The sequence below is a fragment of the Citrobacter sp. Cf136 genome (assembly GCF_030333815.1).
Taxonomy (GTDB): Bacteria; Pseudomonadota; Gammaproteobacteria; order Enterobacterales; family Enterobacteriaceae; genus Citrobacter; species Citrobacter freundii.
The window spans coordinates 642140-660845 of record NZ_JAOWFE010000037.1 but is presented as its reverse complement, the minus strand read 5'-3'; the positions used below and the strand labels follow the sequence as shown (position 1 = coordinate 660845).

The 18706-nt window shown below is 54.2% G+C and carries 21 protein-coding genes and 1 riboswitch; of the genes, 9 read left to right on the top strand and 12 right to left on the bottom strand.

The features are described 5' to 3' along the window. Position 1: 1 nt before the first annotated feature. Complete coding sequence (locus OGV98_RS16940) at positions 2-1108, top strand: ABC transporter permease (protein ID WP_003837035.1); 1107 nt, start codon at positions 2-4, stop codon at positions 1106-1108. Here OGV98_RS16940 and OGV98_RS16935 read toward each other — a convergent pair. Next, positions 1070-1480 (bottom strand): YbhQ family protein, encoded by a 411-nt coding sequence (locus tag OGV98_RS16935; protein WP_003035203.1) that lies wholly within the window; start codon positions 1478-1480, stop codon positions 1070-1072. The two genes, OGV98_RS16940 and OGV98_RS16935, sit on opposite strands and share 39 nt — an antisense overlap. 131 nt (positions 1481-1611) lie before the next feature. Here OGV98_RS16935 and OGV98_RS16930 point away from each other — a divergent pair, with 131 nt between their 5' ends. From OGV98_RS16930 to OGV98_RS16920, 3 genes are read left to right on the top strand one after another with little or no spacing between them, the layout of a single operon-like run. Beyond that, positions 1612-2373 carry an endonuclease/exonuclease/phosphatase family protein gene (locus OGV98_RS16930; RefSeq protein WP_003035201.1) on the top strand — a complete coding sequence of 254 codons (762 nt, stop codon included), beginning with the start codon at positions 1612-1614 and terminating at the stop codon, positions 2371-2373. After that, entirely contained in the window at positions 2370-3611 is a 1242-nt protein-coding gene (clsB, locus tag OGV98_RS16925; RefSeq protein ID WP_003845400.1) for a cardiolipin synthase ClsB, read from the top strand. Before OGV98_RS16930 ends, clsB begins: the two co-directional genes overlap by 4 nt. Further along, entirely contained in the window at positions 3611-4573 is a 963-nt protein-coding gene (locus OGV98_RS16920; RefSeq protein WP_202580664.1) for a lysylphosphatidylglycerol synthase domain-containing protein, read from the top strand. Before clsB ends, OGV98_RS16920 begins: the two co-directional genes overlap by 1 nt. A 100-nt stretch (positions 4574-4673) precedes the next feature. On the opposite strand, the gene OGV98_RS16915 is transcribed toward OGV98_RS16920, so the two are convergent. From OGV98_RS16915 to moaA, 6 genes are all read right to left on the bottom strand, one after another. Further along, entirely contained in the window at positions 4674-5378 is a 705-nt protein-coding gene (locus OGV98_RS16915) for a Bax inhibitor-1/YccA family protein (RefSeq protein WP_003831536.1), read from the bottom strand. 41 nt (positions 5379-5419) lie between these two features. Then, a complete protein-coding gene (moaE, locus tag OGV98_RS16910) occupies positions 5420-5872 on the bottom strand; it encodes a molybdopterin synthase catalytic subunit MoaE (RefSeq protein WP_202580665.1) in 453 nt (150 codons plus the stop codon). A 1-nt stretch (position 5873) separates the two neighbouring features. After that, on the bottom strand, positions 5874-6119 hold the full coding sequence (gene moaD / locus OGV98_RS16905) for a molybdopterin synthase sulfur carrier subunit (protein WP_032948888.1): 246 nt from the start codon (positions 6117-6119) through the stop codon (positions 5874-5876). Beyond that, on the bottom strand, positions 6112-6597 hold the full coding sequence (gene moaC, locus OGV98_RS16900; protein ID WP_003035188.1) for a cyclic pyranopterin monophosphate synthase MoaC: 486 nt from the start codon (positions 6595-6597) through the stop codon (positions 6112-6114). Before moaC ends, moaD begins: the two co-directional genes overlap by 8 nt. Positions 6598-6599: 2 nt before the next feature. Further along, the gene (moaB, locus tag OGV98_RS16895) at positions 6600-7112 is read right to left on the bottom strand and encodes a molybdenum cofactor biosynthesis protein B (protein WP_003035187.1); all 513 of its coding nucleotides are present in this window, start codon (positions 7110-7112) and stop codon (positions 6600-6602) included. Between the two features lie 19 nt (positions 7113-7131). Next, entirely contained in the window at positions 7132-8121 is a 990-nt protein-coding gene (moaA, locus tag OGV98_RS16890; protein WP_032934386.1) for a GTP 3',8-cyclase MoaA, read from the bottom strand. Beyond that, positions 8109-8254, bottom strand: a riboswitch (molybdenum cofactor riboswitch). It overlaps the preceding gene by 13 nt. 329 nt (positions 8255-8583) lie before the next feature. On the opposite strand from moaA, the gene yvcK reads away from it, so the two are divergent. Continuing rightward, positions 8584-9492 carry a uridine diphosphate-N-acetylglucosamine-binding protein YvcK gene (gene yvcK / locus OGV98_RS16885; protein ID WP_003831525.1) on the top strand — a complete coding sequence of 303 codons (909 nt, stop codon included), beginning with the start codon at positions 8584-8586 and terminating at the stop codon, positions 9490-9492. A 122-nt stretch (positions 9493-9614) separates the two neighbouring features. Here yvcK and uvrB read toward each other — a convergent pair whose 3' ends face one another. After that, a complete protein-coding gene (gene uvrB, locus OGV98_RS16880; RefSeq protein WP_286551726.1) occupies positions 9615-11636 on the bottom strand; it encodes an excinuclease ABC subunit UvrB in 2022 nt (673 codons plus the stop codon). A 410-nt stretch (positions 11637-12046) separates the two neighbouring features. Between uvrB and OGV98_RS16875 the strand changes: the two genes are divergently transcribed. Both OGV98_RS16875 and OGV98_RS16870 read left to right on the top strand, forming a co-directional pair. Then, positions 12047-12394, top strand: coding sequence for a hypothetical protein (locus OGV98_RS16875; protein WP_149029355.1), 348 nt, complete (start codon positions 12047-12049; stop codon positions 12392-12394). 11 nt (positions 12395-12405) lie between these two features. Then, on the top strand, positions 12406-13128 hold the full coding sequence (locus OGV98_RS16870) for an ABC transporter ATP-binding protein (protein ID WP_003035181.1): 723 nt from the start codon (positions 12406-12408) through the stop codon (positions 13126-13128). Here the strand turns inward: OGV98_RS16870 and bioD are convergent. Genes bioD through bioB form a run of 4 tightly spaced genes read right to left on the bottom strand, consistent with a single transcriptional unit; the run spans position 13094 to position 16718 of the window. Further along, a complete protein-coding gene (gene bioD, locus OGV98_RS16865; RefSeq protein WP_202580666.1) occupies positions 13094-13792 on the bottom strand; it encodes a dethiobiotin synthase in 699 nt (232 codons plus the stop codon). The two genes, OGV98_RS16870 and bioD, sit on opposite strands and share 35 nt — an antisense overlap. After that, positions 13785-14540: a malonyl-ACP O-methyltransferase BioC gene (gene bioC, locus OGV98_RS16860; RefSeq protein WP_057102174.1), complete on the bottom strand. Its 756-nt coding sequence runs from the start codon at positions 14538-14540 to the stop codon at positions 13785-13787. The genes bioD and bioC overlap by 8 nt, the downstream gene beginning before the upstream one ends. Beyond that, positions 14524-15681: an 8-amino-7-oxononanoate synthase gene (gene bioF / locus OGV98_RS16855; RefSeq protein WP_199998444.1), complete on the bottom strand. Its 1158-nt coding sequence runs from the start codon at positions 15679-15681 to the stop codon at positions 14524-14526. Before bioF ends, bioC begins: the two co-directional genes overlap by 17 nt. Then, a complete protein-coding gene (bioB, locus tag OGV98_RS16850) occupies positions 15678-16718 on the bottom strand; it encodes a biotin synthase BioB (protein ID WP_003837062.1) in 1041 nt (346 codons plus the stop codon). The genes bioF and bioB overlap by 4 nt, the downstream gene beginning before the upstream one ends. Before the next feature lie 76 nt (positions 16719-16794). On the opposite strand from bioB, the gene bioA reads away from it, so the two are divergent. Together bioA and OGV98_RS16840 are read left to right on the top strand one after the other, a co-directional pair. After that, on the top strand, positions 16795-18084 hold the full coding sequence (bioA, locus tag OGV98_RS16845; protein WP_058842497.1) for an adenosylmethionine--8-amino-7-oxononanoate transaminase: 1290 nt from the start codon (positions 16795-16797) through the stop codon (positions 18082-18084). Between the two features lie 57 nt (positions 18085-18141). Next, positions 18142-18618, top strand: coding sequence for a kinase inhibitor (locus OGV98_RS16840; RefSeq protein ID WP_003845384.1), 477 nt, complete (start codon positions 18142-18144; stop codon positions 18616-18618). The last annotated feature ends 88 nt before the right edge of the window (positions 18619-18706 follow it).

Sequence of the window (18706 nt, the reverse complement as noted above, 5' to 3'; positions counted from 1 at the left end):
CATGTTTCATCGCTTATGGACATTAATTCGCAAAGAGCTGCAATCGCTATTACGCGAACCGCAGACGCGAGCCATTCTGATTTTACCGGTGCTGATTCAGGTGATCCTGTTCCCGTTCGCGGCAACGCTGGAAGTCACCAACGCCACGATCGCTATCTATAACGAAGACAACGGTAAACATTCGGTTGAGCTTACCCAGCGCTTCGCCCGCGCCAGCGCTTTTACGCATGTTCTGCTGCTGAAAAGCCCGCAGGAGATTAAGCCTACCATCGATACGCAAAAAGCCCTGCTGCTGGTGCGCTTCCCGGCCAATTTTTCGCGCAACCTGGACACCTTCCAGCAGGCCCCCATGCAGATTATCCTCGACGGGCGTAACTCCAACAGCGCGCAAATTGCCGCCAATTACCTGCAGCAAATCGTTAAGACGTATCAGCAGGAGCTGATGGACGGCAAGCCGAAACCAAACAACAGCGAGCTGGTCGTGCGTAACTGGTACAACCCGAATCTGGATTATAAATGGTTCGTGGTGCCGTCGCTGATCGCCATGATCACCACTATCGGCGTAATGATCGTCACCTCGCTTTCGGTTGCTCGCGAGCGCGAGCAAGGTACGCTGGATCAGCTGCTGGTTTCCCCACTTACCACCTGGCAGATTTTCATCGGCAAAGCAGTTCCCGCGCTGATTGTGGCTACTTTTCAGGCCACCATTGTGCTGGCAATTGGTATCTGGGCTTATGACATTCCATTTGCCGGTTCACTGGGGTTGTTCTATTTCACAATGGTAATTTACGGATTGTCGCTGGTCGGCTTTGGTCTGCTGATTTCATCGCTGTGCGCCACCCAGCAGCAAGCGTTTATCGGCGTATTTGTGTTTATGATGCCGGCGATTTTACTCTCGGGCTACGTCTCACCGGTCGAAAACATGCCGGTCTGGTTGCAGAATCTGACGTGGATAAACCCGATCCGCCATTTTACGGACATCACGAAACAGATTTACCTGAAGGATGCGAGTCTGCAGATTGTCTGGGGAAGTTTGTGGCCGCTGTTGGTGATAGCGGCCACAACCGGCTCAGCGGCGTATGCGATGTTTCGACGTAAGGTGATGTAGCTTTTTGTCTTTCGCCAGCAGCGAGACCACGGCGGGTCCGGCCAGGATCACCAGACCCGCCAGTGCCAGCAAGACGTTGTTTTGCAGCACGCGCGACAGCAACCACAGCACGATCATTGCGGCACCGAAATACCACGTGGTAGTCAGCTCTTCCAGCACATCAGCGACATCACGCCAGCGTTGTTCATGGTGACGTTGCAAGGCCAGCATTAATAAAACCGTTACGCCGTAAACGACGCATAATCCCAGGCCGACGCGCACCAGCGTGCCGCTCATCCAGCCCATTACCAGCAACGCCACTACCAGTAAATGCAACACAATCTGCCAGCAACTTAGACCCGTTGCGACACGAACACGTTGTTGCCACCTCATGGCTTTTCTCCTGAAGGATTTTCAACTAATTGTTCAGAGTACCGGACTTTACGGAAAATTCCGCAACACTGCATCTTTTTGTGACGATGACTACACTATTTTATTTAGGAAGTGACGCCAACGGGAGGCTCATGAGCGGATCGGGAGTTCAATTTTCATTCAATGTGCTCACCATTAATACTCACAAAGGGTTCACCGCCTTCAACCGGCGTTTTATTTTACCTGAGCTAAGGGAGGCCGTCAGAACGGTCGGTGCAGACATTGTATGCCTACAGGAAGTGATGGGTGCGCACGAAGCTCATTCGCTGCACATTGAGAACTGGCCGGATACCAGCCACTACGAATTTCTGGCGGACACGATGTGGAGCGACTTCGCCTACGGGCGTAACGCCGTGTACCCGCAGGGACATCACGGTAATGCTGTGCTGTCGCGGTATCCCATTGAGCATTATGAAAATCGTGATGTGTCGGTCGGCGCGAGTGAAAAGCGCGGAGTCCTTTACTGCCGAATCGTACCGCCAATGCTCTCCCACCCCATCCATGTGATGTGTGTGCACCTCGGCCTGCGTGAAGCTCACCGCCAGGCCCAGCTCGCGATGCTGGCAGACTGGGTTAACGCCCTGCCCGACGCGGAGCCGGTGGTGATTGCCGGGGATTTTAACGACTGGCGGCAAACGGCCAATCGCCCGTTGAAAGCCAAAGCTGGCCTTGACGAGATTTTTACCCGCGCCCACGGCCGCCCAGCGCGAACATTTCCGGTGCAGTTTCCCCTGCTGCGTCTGGACAGGATCTATGTGAAAAACGCGAATGCCAGTACCCCAACGACGCTGGCGCTGCGTCACTGGCGACATTTGTCCGATCATGCCCCTCTGAGTGCGGAGATTCATTTATGAAATATGGCTGGCGTGAAGGCAATCAAATTCAACTGCTGGAAAACGGCGATCAATTCTACCCCGCCGTCTTTGACGCCATTGAACAGGCACAGCAAAAAATAATCCTCGAGACCTTTATCTGGTTTGAAGATGCGGTAGGAAAACAGCTGCATGCCGCGTTGCTCGAAGCCGCCCGGCGAGGAATCAAAGCAGAGGTGCTGCTGGATGGCTACGGCTCGCCGGATCTTAGCGACAGTTTTGTCGAAGAGCTCACCGTAGCCGGCGTTGTTTTCCGCTACTACGATCCGCGTCCGCGTCTGTTCGGGATGCGCACTAATCTCTTTCGCCGTATGCATCGCAAAATTGTGGTCATTGATGATCGTGTTGCCTTTGTTGGCGGCATCAATTACTCCGCTGAACACATGTCTGATTACGGTCCGGAGGCCAAGCAGGATTACGCCGTGCGCGTTGAAGGTCCAGTCGTTGCTGACATTCTGAAATTCGTGCTGGAAAACTTGCCCGGACAGAGCGCTGTACGACGCTGGTGGCGACGTCATCACCGGGCAATCGACAATCATCGACCCGGCGAAGCGCAGGCGCTGTTTGTCTGGCGCGATAACGAAGAACATCGTGATGATATTGAACGCCACTATCTGAAAATGCTGACCCAGGCACGGCGGGAAGTGATCATCGCCAATGCCTACTTCTTTCCCGGCTATCGCTTTCTGCATGCCATGCGTAAAGCGGCCCGACGGGGCGTGCGGGTAAAACTCATCGTGCAAGGTGAACCGGATATGCCGATTGTGAAAGTGGGTGCCCGCCTGCTGTACAACTATCTGGTAAAAGGCGGCGTCCATGTCTATGAATACCGCCGTAAACCTCTGCATGGCAAAGTGGCGCTGATGGACGATCACTGGGCGACGGTGGGTTCCAGCAATCTTGATCCACTGAGCCTGTCACTGAATCTGGAGGCAAATCTGATTATTCATGACCGCACGTTTAATCAGACCCTGCGTGACAACCTGAATCCTATTATTGCGCAGGACTGCAAGCGGGTTGATGAATCCATGCTGCCAAAACGCACCTGGTGGAACCTGACCAAGAGCGTACTGGCCTTCCACTTTTTACGCCACTTCCCGGCGCTGGTCGGCTGGCTGCCGGCGCATACCCCGCATCTGGCCGAGGTAGAGCCGCCCGCGCAGCCTGCTCTGGAAACTCAAGACCGTATACAAACTGAGGATGCAGGAGGGAAAACCTGATGGCAAAAAGCCACCGACGCTGGCGGTTAGCGAAAAAGATCCTCACATGGCTGTTTTTTATTGCGGTGATCGTGCTGCTGGTTGTTTATGCCAGCAAGGTCAACTGGCAGGAAGTGTGGACGGTAATTCGCGATTACAATCGGATCGCCCTGCTCAGCGCCGTGGGGTTGGTGATCGTCAGTTATTTACTTTACGGCTGTTATGATCTGCTCGGGCGCTACTACTGCGGCCACAAACTGGCAAAACGCCAGGTCATGCTGGTGTCATTTATCTGTTACGCCTTCAACCTGACGTTGAGCACCTGGGTGGGTGGTATAGGGATGCGTTATCGCCTTTACTCGCGCCTCGGATTGCCGGGGGGCACAATAACGCGGATTTTTTCGCTGAGTATTACCACTAACTGGCTGGGCTATATTCTGCTGGGCGGTTTTATATTTACCTTCGGCGTCGTCGAACTGCCCGCACACTGGTATATCGATGAAGGCACATTGCGCATCTTAGGCATTGCGCTGCTGCTGATTATTGTTGTTTATCTGTGGTTTTGCGCCTTCGCTAAACATCGTCACATCACCATCAAGGGCCAAAAACTGGTGCTGCCCTCCTGGAAATTTGCACTCGCGCAAATGACGATATCCAGTGCGAACTGGATGGTAATGGGGGCGATTATCTGGCTGTTGCTCGGTCAGAATATCGATTATTTCTTCGTGCTGGGCGTGCTGCTGGTGAGCAGTATTGCCGGCGTAATCGTACATATTCCGGCGGGGATCGGCGTGCTGGAAGCGGTGTTTATGGCGCTGCTGGCGGGAGAGGACTCGTCTCAGGGAACGATCATTGCTGCCCTGCTCGCGTATCGCGTATTGTACTATTTTATTCCGTTGCTGCTGGCGCTAATGTGTTATTTGCTGCTGGAGAGTCGGGCGAAAAAGCTACGAGCAAAGAACGAGAAGGCGATGGCGAAATGATGGTGTATATAGTGCCGGATGCGGCTTAACGCCTTATCCGGCCTACTTTTGATACCAAGCGGTAGGCCGGATAAGCGCTGCGCCATCCGGCAACAGAGAATTAACGACGATTGCCGAAAATACGCAGCAGCATCAGGAACAAGTTGATGAAGTCCAGATACAGCGTTAAGGCCCCAAGAATCGCGTATTTACGCAGATTGGAGCTGTCGCGCAGGTCAATCTGCTCACCGATATTTTTCAACTTCTGCGTGTCATAGGCGGTCAGACCAACAAACACAATCACCCCGATATAGGTCACCGCCCACATCAGCGCTTCGCTCTTCAGCCAAAAGTTAACCAGTGAGGCCAGCACAATACCGATCAGCGCCATAAACAGCATATTGCCGAAGCCGCTCAGATCACGTTTAGTGGTGTAGCCATACAAGCTCATGATCCCGAACATCCCTCCGGTAACCACGAAGGTGCTGGCGATAGACGAGTAGGTATAGACGATAAAAATGCTTGATAGCGTCAGCCCGGTTAATGCCGAATAGAGCATAAACAGCGTGGTCGCCATACCCGCGCTCAGCCTTTGCACCATGCCGGACAGGACGAACACCAGCGCCAGTTGAGCGATGATCAGGCCAAAGAAGGTGATTTTGCTGGAGAAGACAAACATCATCACCGCGGGCGTATTTGCCGCATACCAGGCGATAAACGCCGTCAGCAACAGTCCGCAGGTCATCCAGCCGTACACCTGCGCCATATACGTTTGCAGGCCGGAACGGGCCTGTACAATAGAATCGGATCGTGGGAATCGGTCCATGACAATCTCCTGAATCAGTATGAGCCTACAACAATTGTACTCTACCAGCGTTTTGCTGCTAGCTTATCGCTATCGCGGGCATCAACCCAGCGCTCACCTTCCGGCGTGGCCTCGCGCTTCCAGAACGGCGCGCGGGTTTTCAGGTAATCCATCATGAACTGCCCGGCATCAAACGCGCTGCTGCGATGCGCACTGGTCACGCCAACAAACACGATTTCGTCACCCGGCCACAGTTCGCCAATGCGATGAATCACCGTCACCCGACCCAGCGGCCAGCGCAAACGCGCTTCGTCGACAATCTCCGCCAGCGCTTTTTCGGTCATTCCCGGATAGTGTTCCAGCGTTAACGCCTTAACGCTGTCACCGAGATTGTGATTGCGCACTTTACCGGTGAAAGTGACTACCGCGCCATCTTCATCGCGCTCTGCCAGCCAGGGATACTCATCCCCGACGCGAAACGGCGCAGGGCCAACAACAATTCGCGTTTCAGTCATTTTAGCCTCCGGTTACGGGCGGGAAGAAAGCGACTTCATCACCCGCGTTAAGAGGATGATCAAAACTGACCAGCGTCTGATTTACCGCCGCCAGCAGCTTGCCGTCTTCCAGCGCCAACGCCCAGCGATCGCTTTTTGCCGCAAGATGCTTGCGCAGCGCTTCTACCGTTGCAAACTCGGCGGCAACCTCTAACGCATCGGTGTTTACCAGTTCGCGTACCTGAGCAAAGAAGAGAACCTTAATCATGCGCATCTACCTTAAAATCTCCGGACTTGCCGCCGCTTTTTGCCAGCAGACGCACCGGACCAATCACCATATCCTTTTGCACCGCTTTGCACATATCGTAGATGGTCAACGCCGCCACGGAGGCCGCCGTTAACGCTTCCATTTCAACGCCGGTTTTACCGGTCAGGCGACACAGCGTTTCAATCCGTACGCGGTTGTGCTCCGGTTCAGCGTGAAGATTGACTTCCACCTTACTCAGCATCAGCGGATGGCACAACGGGATGAGATCCCAGGTACGTTTGGCGGCCTGAATACCCGCAATACGCGCCGTGGCGAATACATCACCTTTATGGTGGCTGCCATCGATAATCATCGCCAGCGTTTCGCTACGCATAGTCACGAATGCTTCAGCACGCGCCTCGCGTACAGTTTCCGCTTTGGCGGAGACATCCACCATATGCGCTTCGCCAGCGGCGTTAATATGAGTCAGTTGCGACATACTTATTTCTTCAAATGTGGGTGGAAATTACACGGACGCGTACGGGCATCAAGCTGCGGCGCAATGATATTTTCCCAGGCGGTACGACACGCTTTGGTCGAACCCGGCATGGCGAAAATCAGCGTTTTATTGGCCACTCCGGCAATCGCGCGGGATTGCAGCGTCGCGGTGCCAATCTCTTCAAACGACAGCATACGGAAGACTTCGCCAAACCCTTCAACTTCTCTGTCAAACAGCGGTTGCAGCGCTTCCGGCGCCTGGTCCCCTTCGGTTAACCCGGTACCGCCGGTAATGAGCACTACCTGTACATCATCACTGGCAATCCAGGCAGAAACCTGGGCGCGGATGGCGTAACGGTTCTCTTTGACAATCGCCTTGTCGACTATTTGATGACCCGCTTCTTGCGCCGAGTCACGCAGATAATGGCCGGAGGTGTCATCTTCTTCGCCACGACGATTGGAAACAGTAAGAATAGCAATGCGTGTCGGGATAAATTCAGCGCTTACCTGACTCATGAAAAACTCCTTTTAGCGATCAGCCGCCAATGTAAGATAAGTTTTGCGTAATACCGGTATTGTTCTGATGCAGGAAATGGGTCTGCTTTTTCTCCAGCAGCGCGGCTGAAATACGTTCTTCCAGCGCCGGCTGCTGAGCGTCATCTTCCAGCAAATCACGCAGGCTTACGCCGCCTTCACCAAATAAACACAGATGAAGCTTGCCAACAGAGGAAACGCGCAGACGATTACAGGTGGCGCAGAAGTCTTTCTCATAAGGCATGATCAGACCAATTTCACCAACATAATCAGGATGACAGAAAACCTGAGCCGGGCCGTCGCTGCGCTGTCGGATCTGGTGGATCCAGCCGCGACGCAGCAGCTCATCGCGAAGTACCTGTCCGGAGATATGGTGTTTACGGAAGAGAGAGCTGCCCTCGCCCGTTTCCATCAGTTCAATAAAACGCAGTTGGATTGGCCGAGGTTGGATCCACGCAAGGAAGGTGTCTAGTTGATGATGGTTTACGTCGCGCATCAGCACGGTGTTGACTTTCACTTTTTCAAAACCCGCATCAAAGGCGGCGTCAATGCCTGCCATCACCTGTTGAAACTTGTCCTGCCCGGTAATGGCATGAAACTGACGGGCATCCAGGCTGTCGACGCTGACGTTGAGCGCGGTCAGTCCGGCATCGCGCCAGGCAGCAGCATCGCGCGCCAGACGATAACCATTGGTGGTTACCGCAATCTGACGGATGGCGTCGTTTTCGCGCACGGCGGCGATAATGTCCGTAAAGTCGCGACGCAGTGAAGGTTCGCCCCCTGTCAGACGCACTTTTTCCGTTCCCAGACTGGCGAACGCGCGCGTGACACGGCGAATTTCATCAACGGTCAGAAAGCCGTTATTGGTGACCCCACCGGGCTTATAGCCATCCGGCAGGCAGTAGGTGCAACGAAAGTTACACACATCGGTAATCGACAAACGTAAGTAGTAAAACTTACGTGCGAAAGCATCGGTAAGTTGAGAGCCCATGTACACCTTTCCAAATACGGGAGACGTAGTCATTTCTTCCTGCGCCCTGGTGACAAACTTTTTCAAGTCTTGTCACGGCCAAAGCACCGTATCATTTGACCCAGGTGCAGAGGCTAGAGTGTTTATACTCGTCATACTTCGTGTTGCAGATGCGTTGGCTTCCGGCAACTCAAATTATTAAGAGTACTTAGTGGTTATGCCGATACTAGCGTGTAAATGACGCTTTTGCCATGTACACTTTCGCTGTATAAATACATACATAACGACATGATCGTGCAATTTCGCTACAGAATAAGCAAAAACCACAGTTTTGCATTGATATACATCATCTTGCCATCAGGTGGATCTCGTCAGAAAGGAGTAGATTGCAGAAAAAAATTACGGCTGATGCCGACTGGATAATTGCTGAAAACACACTATTTACGTTACTGTAGCGCCGATCAATTGATATCAGGAAAATATATGCGCACTCGCACGCTGGCAGATCTGGACCGCGTTGTCGCTCTCGGCGGAGGGCATGGATTAGGACGCGTTCTCTCCTCACTTTCCCCTCTAGGCTCACGCCTGACGGGTATCGTCACCACCACGGATAACGGCGGGTCGACAGGTCGTATTCGTCGCTCTGAAGGAGGGATAGCCTGGGGAGACATGCGTAACTGTCTGAACCAGTTAATTACCCAACCCAGCGTTGCATCCGCCATGTTTGAGTATCGTTTTGGGGGTAATGGCGAACTTTCCGGGCATAACCTCGGAAATCTGATGTTAAAAGCGCTCGATCACCTCAGCGTGCGGCCTCTGGAAGCCATCAATTTAATTCGAAGCCTGTTGAAGGTCGATGCGCATTTAATTCCGATGTCGGAGCTGCCGGTGGATTTGATGGCTATCGACGATCAGGGACATGAAGTTTATGGCGAAGTCAATATCGATCAGCTCACCGTCCCGCCTCAGGAACTGATGCTGTCGCCAAAAGTCCCCACCACGCGGGAGGCGGTTGAGGCTATCGCCGAAGCGGATTTGATTCTGATAGGACCTGGCAGTTTTTACACCAGCCTGATGCCGATTCTGTTACTCGATGAAATGTCACAGGCATTACGTCGCACACCGGCTCCGATGGTCTATATAGGCAATCTTGGGCGCGAATTAAGCCTGCCAGCAGCCAGCCTGACGCTTAGCGATAAGCTGGCCATTATTGAACAGTACGTCGGGAAGAAAGTGATTGATGCGGTGGTTGTGGGGCCGAAAGTGGATGCTTCCGCCGTTACCGACCGCGTTGTAATTCAGGAAGTGCTGGAAGCCAGCGATATTCCCTACCGCCATGACCGCCAGCTATTGCATAGTGCGCTGGAGAAAGCGGTGCAGGCGCTAGGCTAAACGGATTTACCTGATGCGCGGCGCTTATCAGGCCTACAAAACGCTCTGCTCCGTCATCCGACCTACGAACGCGATCTTTGCCGTAGGCCGGATAAGGGGTTTACCCCGCATCCGGCACACTCTTACGATGCTGCGATAAACAACTCGCGCAGTTGATGCAACTGGTCGCGGATCGTCGCTGCCTCTTCAAATTCAAGATTCTGCGCATGCTGCATCATCTGCCCTTCCAGCTCGTGAATCTTCTGCTGCAGCGCTTTTGGCGTCATATCCAGTTCAACAACTTCAGACTTCGCGCCTGCACGTGACTTCCCTTTGCCTTTCGCCTTGGTCTTCGCAATATTCTGACCCAGCGCCAGAATATCGACCACTTTCTTATTCAGGCCCTGCGGCGTAATACCGTGCTCTTCGTTGTAGAGTTGCTGTTTCTCACGACGACGTTCGGTTTCACCAATCGCTTTAGCCATTGAGGCGGTAATTTTATCGCCGTAGAGAATAGCCTTACCGTTGATGTTACGCGCCGCACGACCGATGGTCTGGATAAGCGAACGTTCAGAACGCAGGAACCCTTCTTTGTCTGCGTCCAGAATCGCCACCAGGGAGACCTCAGGCATGTCCAGACCTTCACGTAACAGGTTGATACCCACCAGCACGTCAAACTCGCCCAGACGCAGGTCACGAATGATTTCCATACGTTCGACGGTATCGATGTCAGAGTGCAGATAACGCACCCGCTCGCCATGTTCTTCGAGGTATTCTGTGAGGTCTTCTGCCATCCGTTTGGTCAGCGTGGTGACCAGCACACGTTCGTTAATCGCCGCACGGGTGCGGATCTCCGACAGCAGGTCGTCAACCTGCGTCGCCACCGGACGCACCTCAATGACCGGATCCAGCAGGCCGGTCGGTCGTACCACCTGATCGACCACTTCATCACCGGATTTCTCCAGCTCATAGTTGCCCGGCGTCGCCGAAACGTAGATAGTTTGCGGAGCCAGCGCCTCGAACTCTTCAAATTTGAGCGGACGGTTATCCAGCGCCGACTGCAGACGGAATCCGTATTCGACCAGGGTTTCTTTACGCGCCCGATCGCCGCGATACATGCCGCCAATTTGCGGGATAGTCACGTGGGATTCATCCACCACCAGCAGGCCATCGGCAGGCAGGTAATCAAACAGCGTCGGCGGCGGCTCGCCAGGGCCGCGCCCGGACAGATAGCGGGAGTAGTTTTCAATCCCCGAGCAGTAACCCAGCTCATTCATCATTTCCAAATCGAACTGGGTACGCTGACTTAAGCGCTGTTCTTCCAGCAGTTTGTTATTTGCCAACAGGACTTTACGTCGCTCTGCCAGCTCAACTTTGATTTCTTCCATCGCCTGCACGATACGTTCTCGCGGCGTCACGTAGTGCGTTTTAGGATAGATGGTGTAGCGCGAAATTGTGGATTCGACCTGTCCGGTCAGCGGGTCAAACAGCGATAAACGTTCGACCTCTTCATCAAACAGTTCCACGCGCAGCGCGATGTCATCGGATTCTGCTGGGAAAATGTCGATCACTTCACCGCGCACGCGGAAGGTCCCGCGCTGGAATGCCTGATCATTGCGGGTATATTGCAGCTCCGCCAGACGACGCAGGATCGCACGCTGGTCGATAATCATCCCCACCGTCAGGTGCAGCATCATTTTCAGGTACAGATCCGGGTCACCCAGACCATAAATCGCGGAAACCGACGCCACGACAACGACATCGCGACGTTCCAGCAGCGCTTTGGTTGCCGACAGGCGCATCTGCTCAATATGTTCGTTGACCGAAGCATCTTTCTCGATGAAGGTGTCAGAACTGGGTACGTAGGCTTCCGGCTGATAATAGTCGTAGTAAGAGACGAAATACTCCACCGCATTATCCGGGAAGAACTCTTTCATCTCACCGTACAGCTGAGCAGCAAGTGTCTTATTGGGGGCCAGCACCATGGTAGGACGCTGCAAGTCCGCAATCACGTTAGCGATGGTGAATGTTTTCCCCGACCCCGTCACCCCCAGTAGCGTCTGATGCGCCAGACCATCCTCCAGACCTTCTTCCAGGCGACGAATCGCCTCAGGCTGATCGCCAGAGGGTTTAAAAGCGGAATTTAGTTTGAACGGTTTACTCATGAGCAGCTACCTGAAGCAATGGGCGGGCAGGTGTGTAATTTTACTCGCAGCAGTATATTTTGCCAGTAAAATATACTGGATGAAAAAACAGTAACGCGCCAGAATATTTCTGTTACCCCAGCAAAATGGCCGTGACTACAGGCTAAAATTTGTCCGCAGGCAAGATAAAACACCAGCAAAAATGTGTTATCCCCAAACCAATGACTTTTTTAACATTTGTCAAGCTACTCGATGAAAGTTTTGTGGCAACGCATGACACTTCTGCGACAGCCATTGCATTTATCTAACATCCTGTAATTTAATGATTATTATCTCGAGCCGTCTTTCGCATCAATTTAGTCGCAGGCCGCGTCTTCTCTCGCTTACATTGTGTTTTCTAACCCTAATACACAAGGTTATCCACAGGAATAGTGGATAACTGCCTCCAGCCCGTATGGACTGTAGCCTGGCAAAAACGTCCTGATGGTCTTTTCTGGTGGGATAAAAAAAAATTATCGCTATTTTTTGATATTTATCAGCTAACGAAGCGACCTCGGATGGCCGAGATCTTGCTCGCATTTTCATCATTTTCCTGCCTGCACCATCACGACACCACCAGGCACTGCCAATGTGCACAAAAGAACGTCAGGAATGCGGTCAGTAAGAATTTACCGCCAGCGCTGCACGCCATCCTGCTGTATTTTTCCCCAATTCCGCTTCTGGCAAGAGATTTGCAGTTTTCTCCCGACCACCAGTCCGCGAGGCGGATATCATCATGAGGGAGAAATCTATGTTGAGTCTTCGTGCAGTGAATCACTATTACGGTAATCAACACTCGCTTTGGGATGTCGATCTCGACCTGTTGCCCGGTAAATGTACCGCCGTGCTGGGTCTTCCAGGGATGGGAAAGACTACGCTTGCCAATTGCATCATCGGCAATTTACCGATTGAGAGCGGAACTATGTTCTGGCATCAGGCTGGCGCACCACCTTGCGATCTGCTTCAGATTCCGGCGGCAAAGCGCATTGCACTAGGTATTAACTGTGTATCACAGGAGCGGCGAATTTTTTCGCAACTGACGGTAGAGGAAAATCTGCACATTGCGCGCCAGGCGGTTGAGGAAAGCGAAGCAATGAACAGCAGCGATATTTACCGCCTGTTTCCACAGCTGTTTGTACTGCGTCAGGCCAAAGGGGTGGCATTGTCGGAGGAAAATCAGCACCAGCTTGCACTCGCCAGTGCGTTGGTCACTCGCCCGCGTCTGCTGATCCTCGATGAGCCCACACGAGGAACAGGCCAGGCGTATATCCACAAACTGGGGAATCTGATTGTGAGGCTAAGTCAGGAGCTTGGCATCACCATTATGCTCGCGGAGCAGAGCCTGCCGTTCATTCGTCGGGTCGCCGACTGCTATTGCTTGTTACATCGTGGCCGCAACGTGGCTCAAGGGCAAATAACACAATTCAGCGACCCGCTAATCAACGACTGGTGGATGCCAGAGACAAAACGCTAAGATCGATATAACGACCTGTCGATGCTTGCTCCGGCTCTTCTGCCAGCCAGGGAATTTCCCCCAGCAGCGGAGCCGCAAGCGCACGCTTTAGCGTCGCCATATATTCAGCATGACGCTTGCCGGGTGGCGTCACATCATTGGCAACCCATCCGGCGAGCGTCAGCCCGGCCTGCTGCACCGCCTGAGCGGTCAAAATGGCATGATTGATACAACCGAGCTTAACGCCAACCACCAGAATCACCGGCAGTTGTTCCGCTTTTACCCAGTCAGAAAAACTCAGCGTAGGCGAAAGCGGCGTAAACCATCCGCCTGCACCTTCCACCAATACCCAGTCAGCCTGTTCTTCAAGCAAGCGTAAACCCGCAGACATCACGGAGGCCTGAATGGGGCGCCCTTCGTCAGCACTGATGATATGCGGTGAGGTAGGTTCCGCGAAGGTATACGGATTGATGGTTGCATAATCCACGGCTACAACGCTGTTGCGCTGTAGCGCCAGCGCATCACTGTTTCGCAGACCTTCATCAGTCATTTCACTGCCTGACGCCACCGGCTTATAGCCGACGGTTCGCAATCCCAACTGTCCCGCCGCCTGAAGCAACGCACAACTGGCGATAGTTTTACCTACTTCAGTGTCCGTCCCGGTGACAAAATACGTGTTAGTCACGTTGAATCACTCCCAAAAAAAGATGATAGGTCAGCGGATATTTCCCCTGCTGACAGGGCCAGGCGAGCTGTAGCTGACGCAGTTGCGAGCGGGTCAGCACACGCTGCTCGCGTCCATCATGCAAATGCGTCGCACCAATACCCTTCAACGAGCGCATGGCGCTCAGCGCATCGTCAAACCACAGCGTGACGGCATGAGACTGGTATTCAACGTCCCAGCCGCACAGCGCGTTTTCCAGTTGCTCCACGGGCAAAAAACGGTTGGCATGCTCCCGGTCATCAACTGTTCGCCACGCCTGACGAAGTTCCGGCATCGAACCTTGCGCCAGGGTACTAAACGCCACCGTTCCGCCAGGACGCACCACCCGGTATAGCTCGCTTAACGCACCGCGTAGGTCGCTGCACCACTGCACGGCCAGATTGCTCCAGGCCAGGTCGAAAGTGGCAGCGGCCTGCGGAATGGCTTCGATATCCGCCAGCAGATAGTGATGGGCAACATCGTGACGCTGTGCTTCAGCCAGCATTTGCGCCGAAAGATCCAACGCACAGACCTCACTCCCCTGCTCCCTCCAGTAGCGACTCATACGCCCAGGCCCACAGCCCGCGTCCAAAACCCGTGAGAACGCCCGGCCATCGAGTTGTGCCAGTAACGCATCGGCGCTCTGACGCTGTAGCTCTGCGTGTTGCTCATAGTGGGTGGCAGCGCGGCCAAACGCGGCGGCAATCGCCTGTTTATTGACCTGCACCATGCAACACCTCCAGTAGACGATCGATATCCTGCACCTCATGCGCCTGGGTCAAAGTCAGCCGTAATCTGGCCGTACCGGTTGGCACCGTTGGTGGGCGAATTGCCGTTACCCAGCATCCCTGTTGCCGTAACGTCTGTGCCAGTTGCAGGGCTTTATGATTGTCGCCAACGATCAGCGGTTGAATAGCGCTATCTGAATGCGCCAGCGTCAAATCCGTAGTATTCACCCCAGCGCGAAAACGCTGGATCAGCATCGCTAACTTTTCCCTGCGTTCATCGCCTTCACAGCTGCGGATGACCGCCAGCGCGGTGCGTAAGGCCTGCGCCTGCGCCGGAGGCATACTGGTGCTGTAGATCAGATGGCGGGCAAACTGCAACAGATAGTCGGCCACGCTATCAGAACACAGGATCGCCGCACCGCTGACGCCAAACCCTTTGCCAAACGTCACCACGAGCAGCTCAGGTTTCACCTGCTGTCGAGAGCACGAGCCACGCCCTTCCTCACCGCTTACGCCAATCCCATGCGCATCATCCACCAGCAGCCACGCGCCCTGCCGTTTCGCCACCGCGTGGATTTCTGCCAGCGGCGCACTATCGCCATCCATGCTGAATACGCCTTCAGTGACCACCAGCTGCTGCCCCGGACAGGGGGAAGTCAGCAGACGCTCCAGGTGTTGCGGATCGTTATGGGTAAAGCGACGTAAAACAGCAGGGCTAAGGCTGGCGGCCTCCAACAGCGAGGCATGGCTAAGCCTGTCGGCGACAATGCGATCGTCTTTTTCCATCAATGCGGCTATCACTGCCTGATTAGCGGCAAAACCGGAGATGAACAACAGCGCCCGGGAATAGCCGAGCCACTGCGCCAGCTCTTCTTCCAGCGCCTGATGCGCAACGGAATAACCGCTGACATGGCCCGAGCCGCCACTGCCGACGCCAAAACGCTCAGCGCCCTGCTGCCACGCGCAGATAATTTGCGGATGGTGGCTTAAGCCGAGATAGTCGTTGCTGGAGAAATTCAGATACTGACGACCGCCAGCCTGTAACAAGCGACCAGCACCCTGTGTCACTGCATAGCGCCGACGCCACGCATCAGCACGACGACGCGCCGTTAGCGCATCGTCGATTTTTTGCTGCCAGGTCATACGGTTGCCGCGTTGTAGTAATCGTCGGTATCCGGGGTACGCAGCGCCTGCTCCAGACGTTGTTGCTGTTCGTTATCACCCGCCAGCACCGCCGTTTGCTGCGGGTTAAGACCCAGCTTACGGAACAACAATAAATCTTTATCTTCGTTCGGGTTCGGCGTGGTCAGCAGTTTGCAGCCGTAGAAAATCGAGTTGGCCCCGGCCATAAAGCACATTGCCTGGGTTTGTTCGTTCATCTGCTCGCGCCCGGCAGAAAGACGTACGTATGAGGTCGGCATCATGATGCGCGCGACGGCGATAGTACGAATAAAATCAAAAGCATCTACGTCGTCGTTATCGGCAAGCGGCGTGCCCTTCACTTTCACCAGCATGTTGATCGGCACACTTTCCGGCGGCGTCGGCAGATTCGCTAATTGCAGCAGCAGACCCGCGCGGTCGGTCACCGTTTCACCCAGCCCCACAATCCCGCCGGAGCAAACTTTAATGCCCGCCTCACGCACTTTATCCAGCGTATCCAGGCGCTCCTGATACGAACGGGTGGTAATGATATTGCCGTAAAATTCCGGCGAGGTGTCGAGGTTGTGGTTGTAGTAGTCCAGACCCGCATTGGCCAGGCGCTGGGCCTGAGATTCGTCCAGCGTGCCCAGCGTCATACAGGCTTCCAGCCCCAGTTCTTTCACACCCTGAACCATTTGTTCCAGGTACGGCATATCGCGTTCGTGAGGGTTCTTCCACGCCGCGCCCATGCAAAACCGCGTTGAACCGGCTTGTTTCGCCTTACGGGCAGAGTCCAGAACCTGTTCAACTTCCATCAAACGTTCCGTTTCCAGTCCGGTTTTATAGCGGGAACTTTGCGGGCAGTATTTGCAGTCTTCCGGGCAAGCACCGGTCTTTATCGACAGCAGCGTACTAACTTGTACCTGCCGCGGATCGAAATGCTGACGATGAACCTGCTGCGCTTCAAACAACAGATCCAGCAGCGGTTTTTCAAATAGTTCGGTGACTTGCGACATTGTCCAGCGAGAAGAATGAGCCATATGGGTATACGTTTCGTTGTTAGTTTGGTGTAGACTCGTAAACCTAAATCTTTTTAATTTGGTTTACAAGTCGATTATGACAACGGACGATCTTGCGTTTGACCAACGCCATATCTGGCACCCTTACACCTCCATGACCTCCCCGCTGCCGGTTTATCCGGTGACGCGTGCCGAAGGTTGTGAACTGATATTAGCCAGCGGTGAGAAGCTGATTGACGGCATGTCATCCTGGTGGGCGGCAATCCACGGTTACAATCACCCGCAGCTGAATGCCGCGATGAAAACGCAGATTGATGCCATGTCGCACGTGATGTTTGGCGGCATTACCCATGCCCCGGCTATTGCGCTGTGTCGCCAGTTGGTGGCGATGACGCCCGAGGCGCTGGAGTGCGTTTTTCTCGCGGATTCTGGTTCGGTCGCCGTGGAAGTCGCGATGAAAATGGCGCTGCAATACTGGCAGGCCAAAGGTGAATCCCGTCAGCGTTTCCTGACATTTCGTAACGGTTATCACGGCGATACTTTCGGCGCGATGTCGGTCTGCGATCCTGACAACTCGATGCACAGTCTGTGGAAGGGTTATCTGCCTGATAACCTGTTTGCACCCGCTCCGCAAAGTCGGATGGGCGGCGAATGGGACGAACTGGATATGGTGCCTTTTGCCCGTCTGATGGCCGCACATCGCCACGAAATTGCGGCAGTGATCCTTGAACCGATTGTGCAGGGCGCTGGCGGCATGCGCATGTACCATCCTGAGTGGTTAAAGCGCATCCGTAAGATGTGTGACCGGGAAGGCATTTTGCTGATTGCCGATGAAATCGCCACCGGATTTGGTCGCACGGGCAAGCTGTTTGCCTGTGAGCACGCTGATATCACTCCGGACATTTTGTGCCTTGGCAAAGCGTTAACCGGCGGAACGATGACCCTTTCCGCCACCCTGACCACGCGCCTGGTTGCGGAAACCATCAGCAACGGTGAAGCCGGATGTTTTATGCACGGCCCGACTTTCATGGGTAATCCACTGGCCTGCGCCGTCGCCTCTGCCAGCCTGTCGCTGCTCGAAACCGGCGAATGGCGCTCGCAGGTCGCGGCCATTGAAGCGCAGTTGCGTGAAGAACTCGCCCCGGCGGCAGATTCCCGTTGGGTCGCCGACGTGCGCGTGCTTGGTGCCATCGGCGTGATAGAAACCACGCATCCGGTGAATATGGCCGCGTTACAGAAGTTCTTTGTCGAACAGGGCGTGTGGGTAAGACCGTTTGGTAAGCTCATTTATCTGATGCCGCCGTACATCATCAAGCCCGAACAACTGCGCAGCCTGACGCAGGCCGTCAACGAGGCTGTGCGCAATGCAACATTTTTTAGCGATTAATCGGCGGTAAGCTCTACGGTTTCTGGCTACACTTTTTGGCTAACGAGAGGAGTCAGCATGAAACTAATCAGTAACGATCTGCGCGATGGCGAAAAGCTTCCTCATCGCCACGTCTTTAACGGCATGGGATATGACGGGGATAATATTTCCCCGCATCTGGCATGGGATGATGTGCCCGCCGGGACTAAAAGCTTTGTCGTGACCTGTTACGATCCTGATGCGCCAACCGGCTCCGGCTGGTGGCACTGGGTGGTGGTTAACCTGCCTGCAGATACCCGGGTTTTACCACAAGGTTACGGCTCGGGGCTGGTTGCGTTGCCGGAAGGCGTGCTGCAAACACGCACGGATTTTGGTAAAGCCGGTTATGGTGGCGCTGCGCCGCCGAAGGGGGAAAACCACCGCTATATCTTTACGGTTCACGCACTGGATGTGGAGCGTATTGATGTCGATGAGGACGCCAGCGGCGCGATGGTTGGATTTAACGTCCATTTCCACTCGCTCGCCAGCGCTTCTGTTACCGCAATATTTAGCTAAGTTCTGTTATGCCGGATGTCGACTTAGCCTCATCCGGCCTACAAAGCCGACCGTAAGTCTGATAAGACGCGTCAGCGTCGCCATCAGG

Coding starts and splice junctions, on each gene's coding strand:
- OGV98_RS16940 (WP_003837035.1), top strand. CDS start 2: ATGTTTCATCGCTTATGGACATTAATTCGCAAAGAGCTGCAATCGCTA.
- OGV98_RS16935 (WP_003035203.1), bottom strand. CDS start 1,480: ATGAGGTGGCAACAACGTGTTCGTGTCGCAACGGGTCTAAGTTGCTGG.
- OGV98_RS16930 (WP_003035201.1), top strand. CDS start 1,612: ATGAGCGGATCGGGAGTTCAATTTTCATTCAATGTGCTCACCATTAAT.
- clsB (WP_003845400.1), top strand. CDS start 2,370: ATGAAATATGGCTGGCGTGAAGGCAATCAAATTCAACTGCTGGAAAAC.
- OGV98_RS16920 (WP_202580664.1), top strand. CDS start 3,611: ATGGCAAAAAGCCACCGACGCTGGCGGTTAGCGAAAAAGATCCTCACA.
- OGV98_RS16915 (WP_003831536.1), bottom strand. CDS start 5,378: ATGGACCGATTCCCACGATCCGATTCTATTGTACAGGCCCGTTCCGGC.
- moaE (WP_202580665.1), bottom strand. CDS start 5,872: ATGACTGAAACGCGAATTGTTGTTGGCCCTGCGCCGTTTCGCGTCGGG.
- moaD (WP_032948888.1), bottom strand. CDS start 6,119: ATGATTAAGGTTCTCTTCTTTGCTCAGGTACGCGAACTGGTAAACACC.
- moaC (WP_003035188.1), bottom strand. CDS start 6,597: ATGTCGCAACTGACTCATATTAACGCCGCTGGCGAAGCGCATATGGTG.
- moaB (WP_003035187.1), bottom strand. CDS start 7,112: ATGAGTCAGGTAAGCGCTGAATTTATCCCGACACGCATTGCTATTCTT.
- moaA (WP_032934386.1), bottom strand. CDS start 8,121: ATGGGCTCTCAACTTACCGATGCTTTCGCACGTAAGTTTTACTACTTA.
- yvcK (WP_003831525.1), top strand. CDS start 8,584: ATGCGCACTCGCACGCTGGCAGATCTGGACCGCGTTGTCGCTCTCGGC.
- uvrB (WP_286551726.1), bottom strand. CDS start 11,636: ATGAGTAAACCGTTCAAACTAAATTCCGCTTTTAAACCCTCTGGCGAT.
- OGV98_RS16870 (WP_003035181.1), top strand. CDS start 12,406: ATGTTGAGTCTTCGTGCAGTGAATCACTATTACGGTAATCAACACTCG.
- bioC (WP_057102174.1), bottom strand. CDS start 14,540: ATGGTGCAGGTCAATAAACAGGCGATTGCCGCCGCGTTTGGCCGCGCT.
- bioF (WP_199998444.1), bottom strand. CDS start 15,681: ATGACCTGGCAGCAAAAAATCGACGATGCGCTAACGGCGCGTCGTCGT.
- bioB (WP_003837062.1), bottom strand. CDS start 16,718: ATGGCTCATTCTTCTCGCTGGACAATGTCGCAAGTCACCGAACTATTT.
- bioA (WP_058842497.1), top strand. CDS start 16,795: ATGACAACGGACGATCTTGCGTTTGACCAACGCCATATCTGGCACCCT.
- OGV98_RS16840 (WP_003845384.1), top strand. CDS start 18,142: ATGAAACTAATCAGTAACGATCTGCGCGATGGCGAAAAGCTTCCTCAT.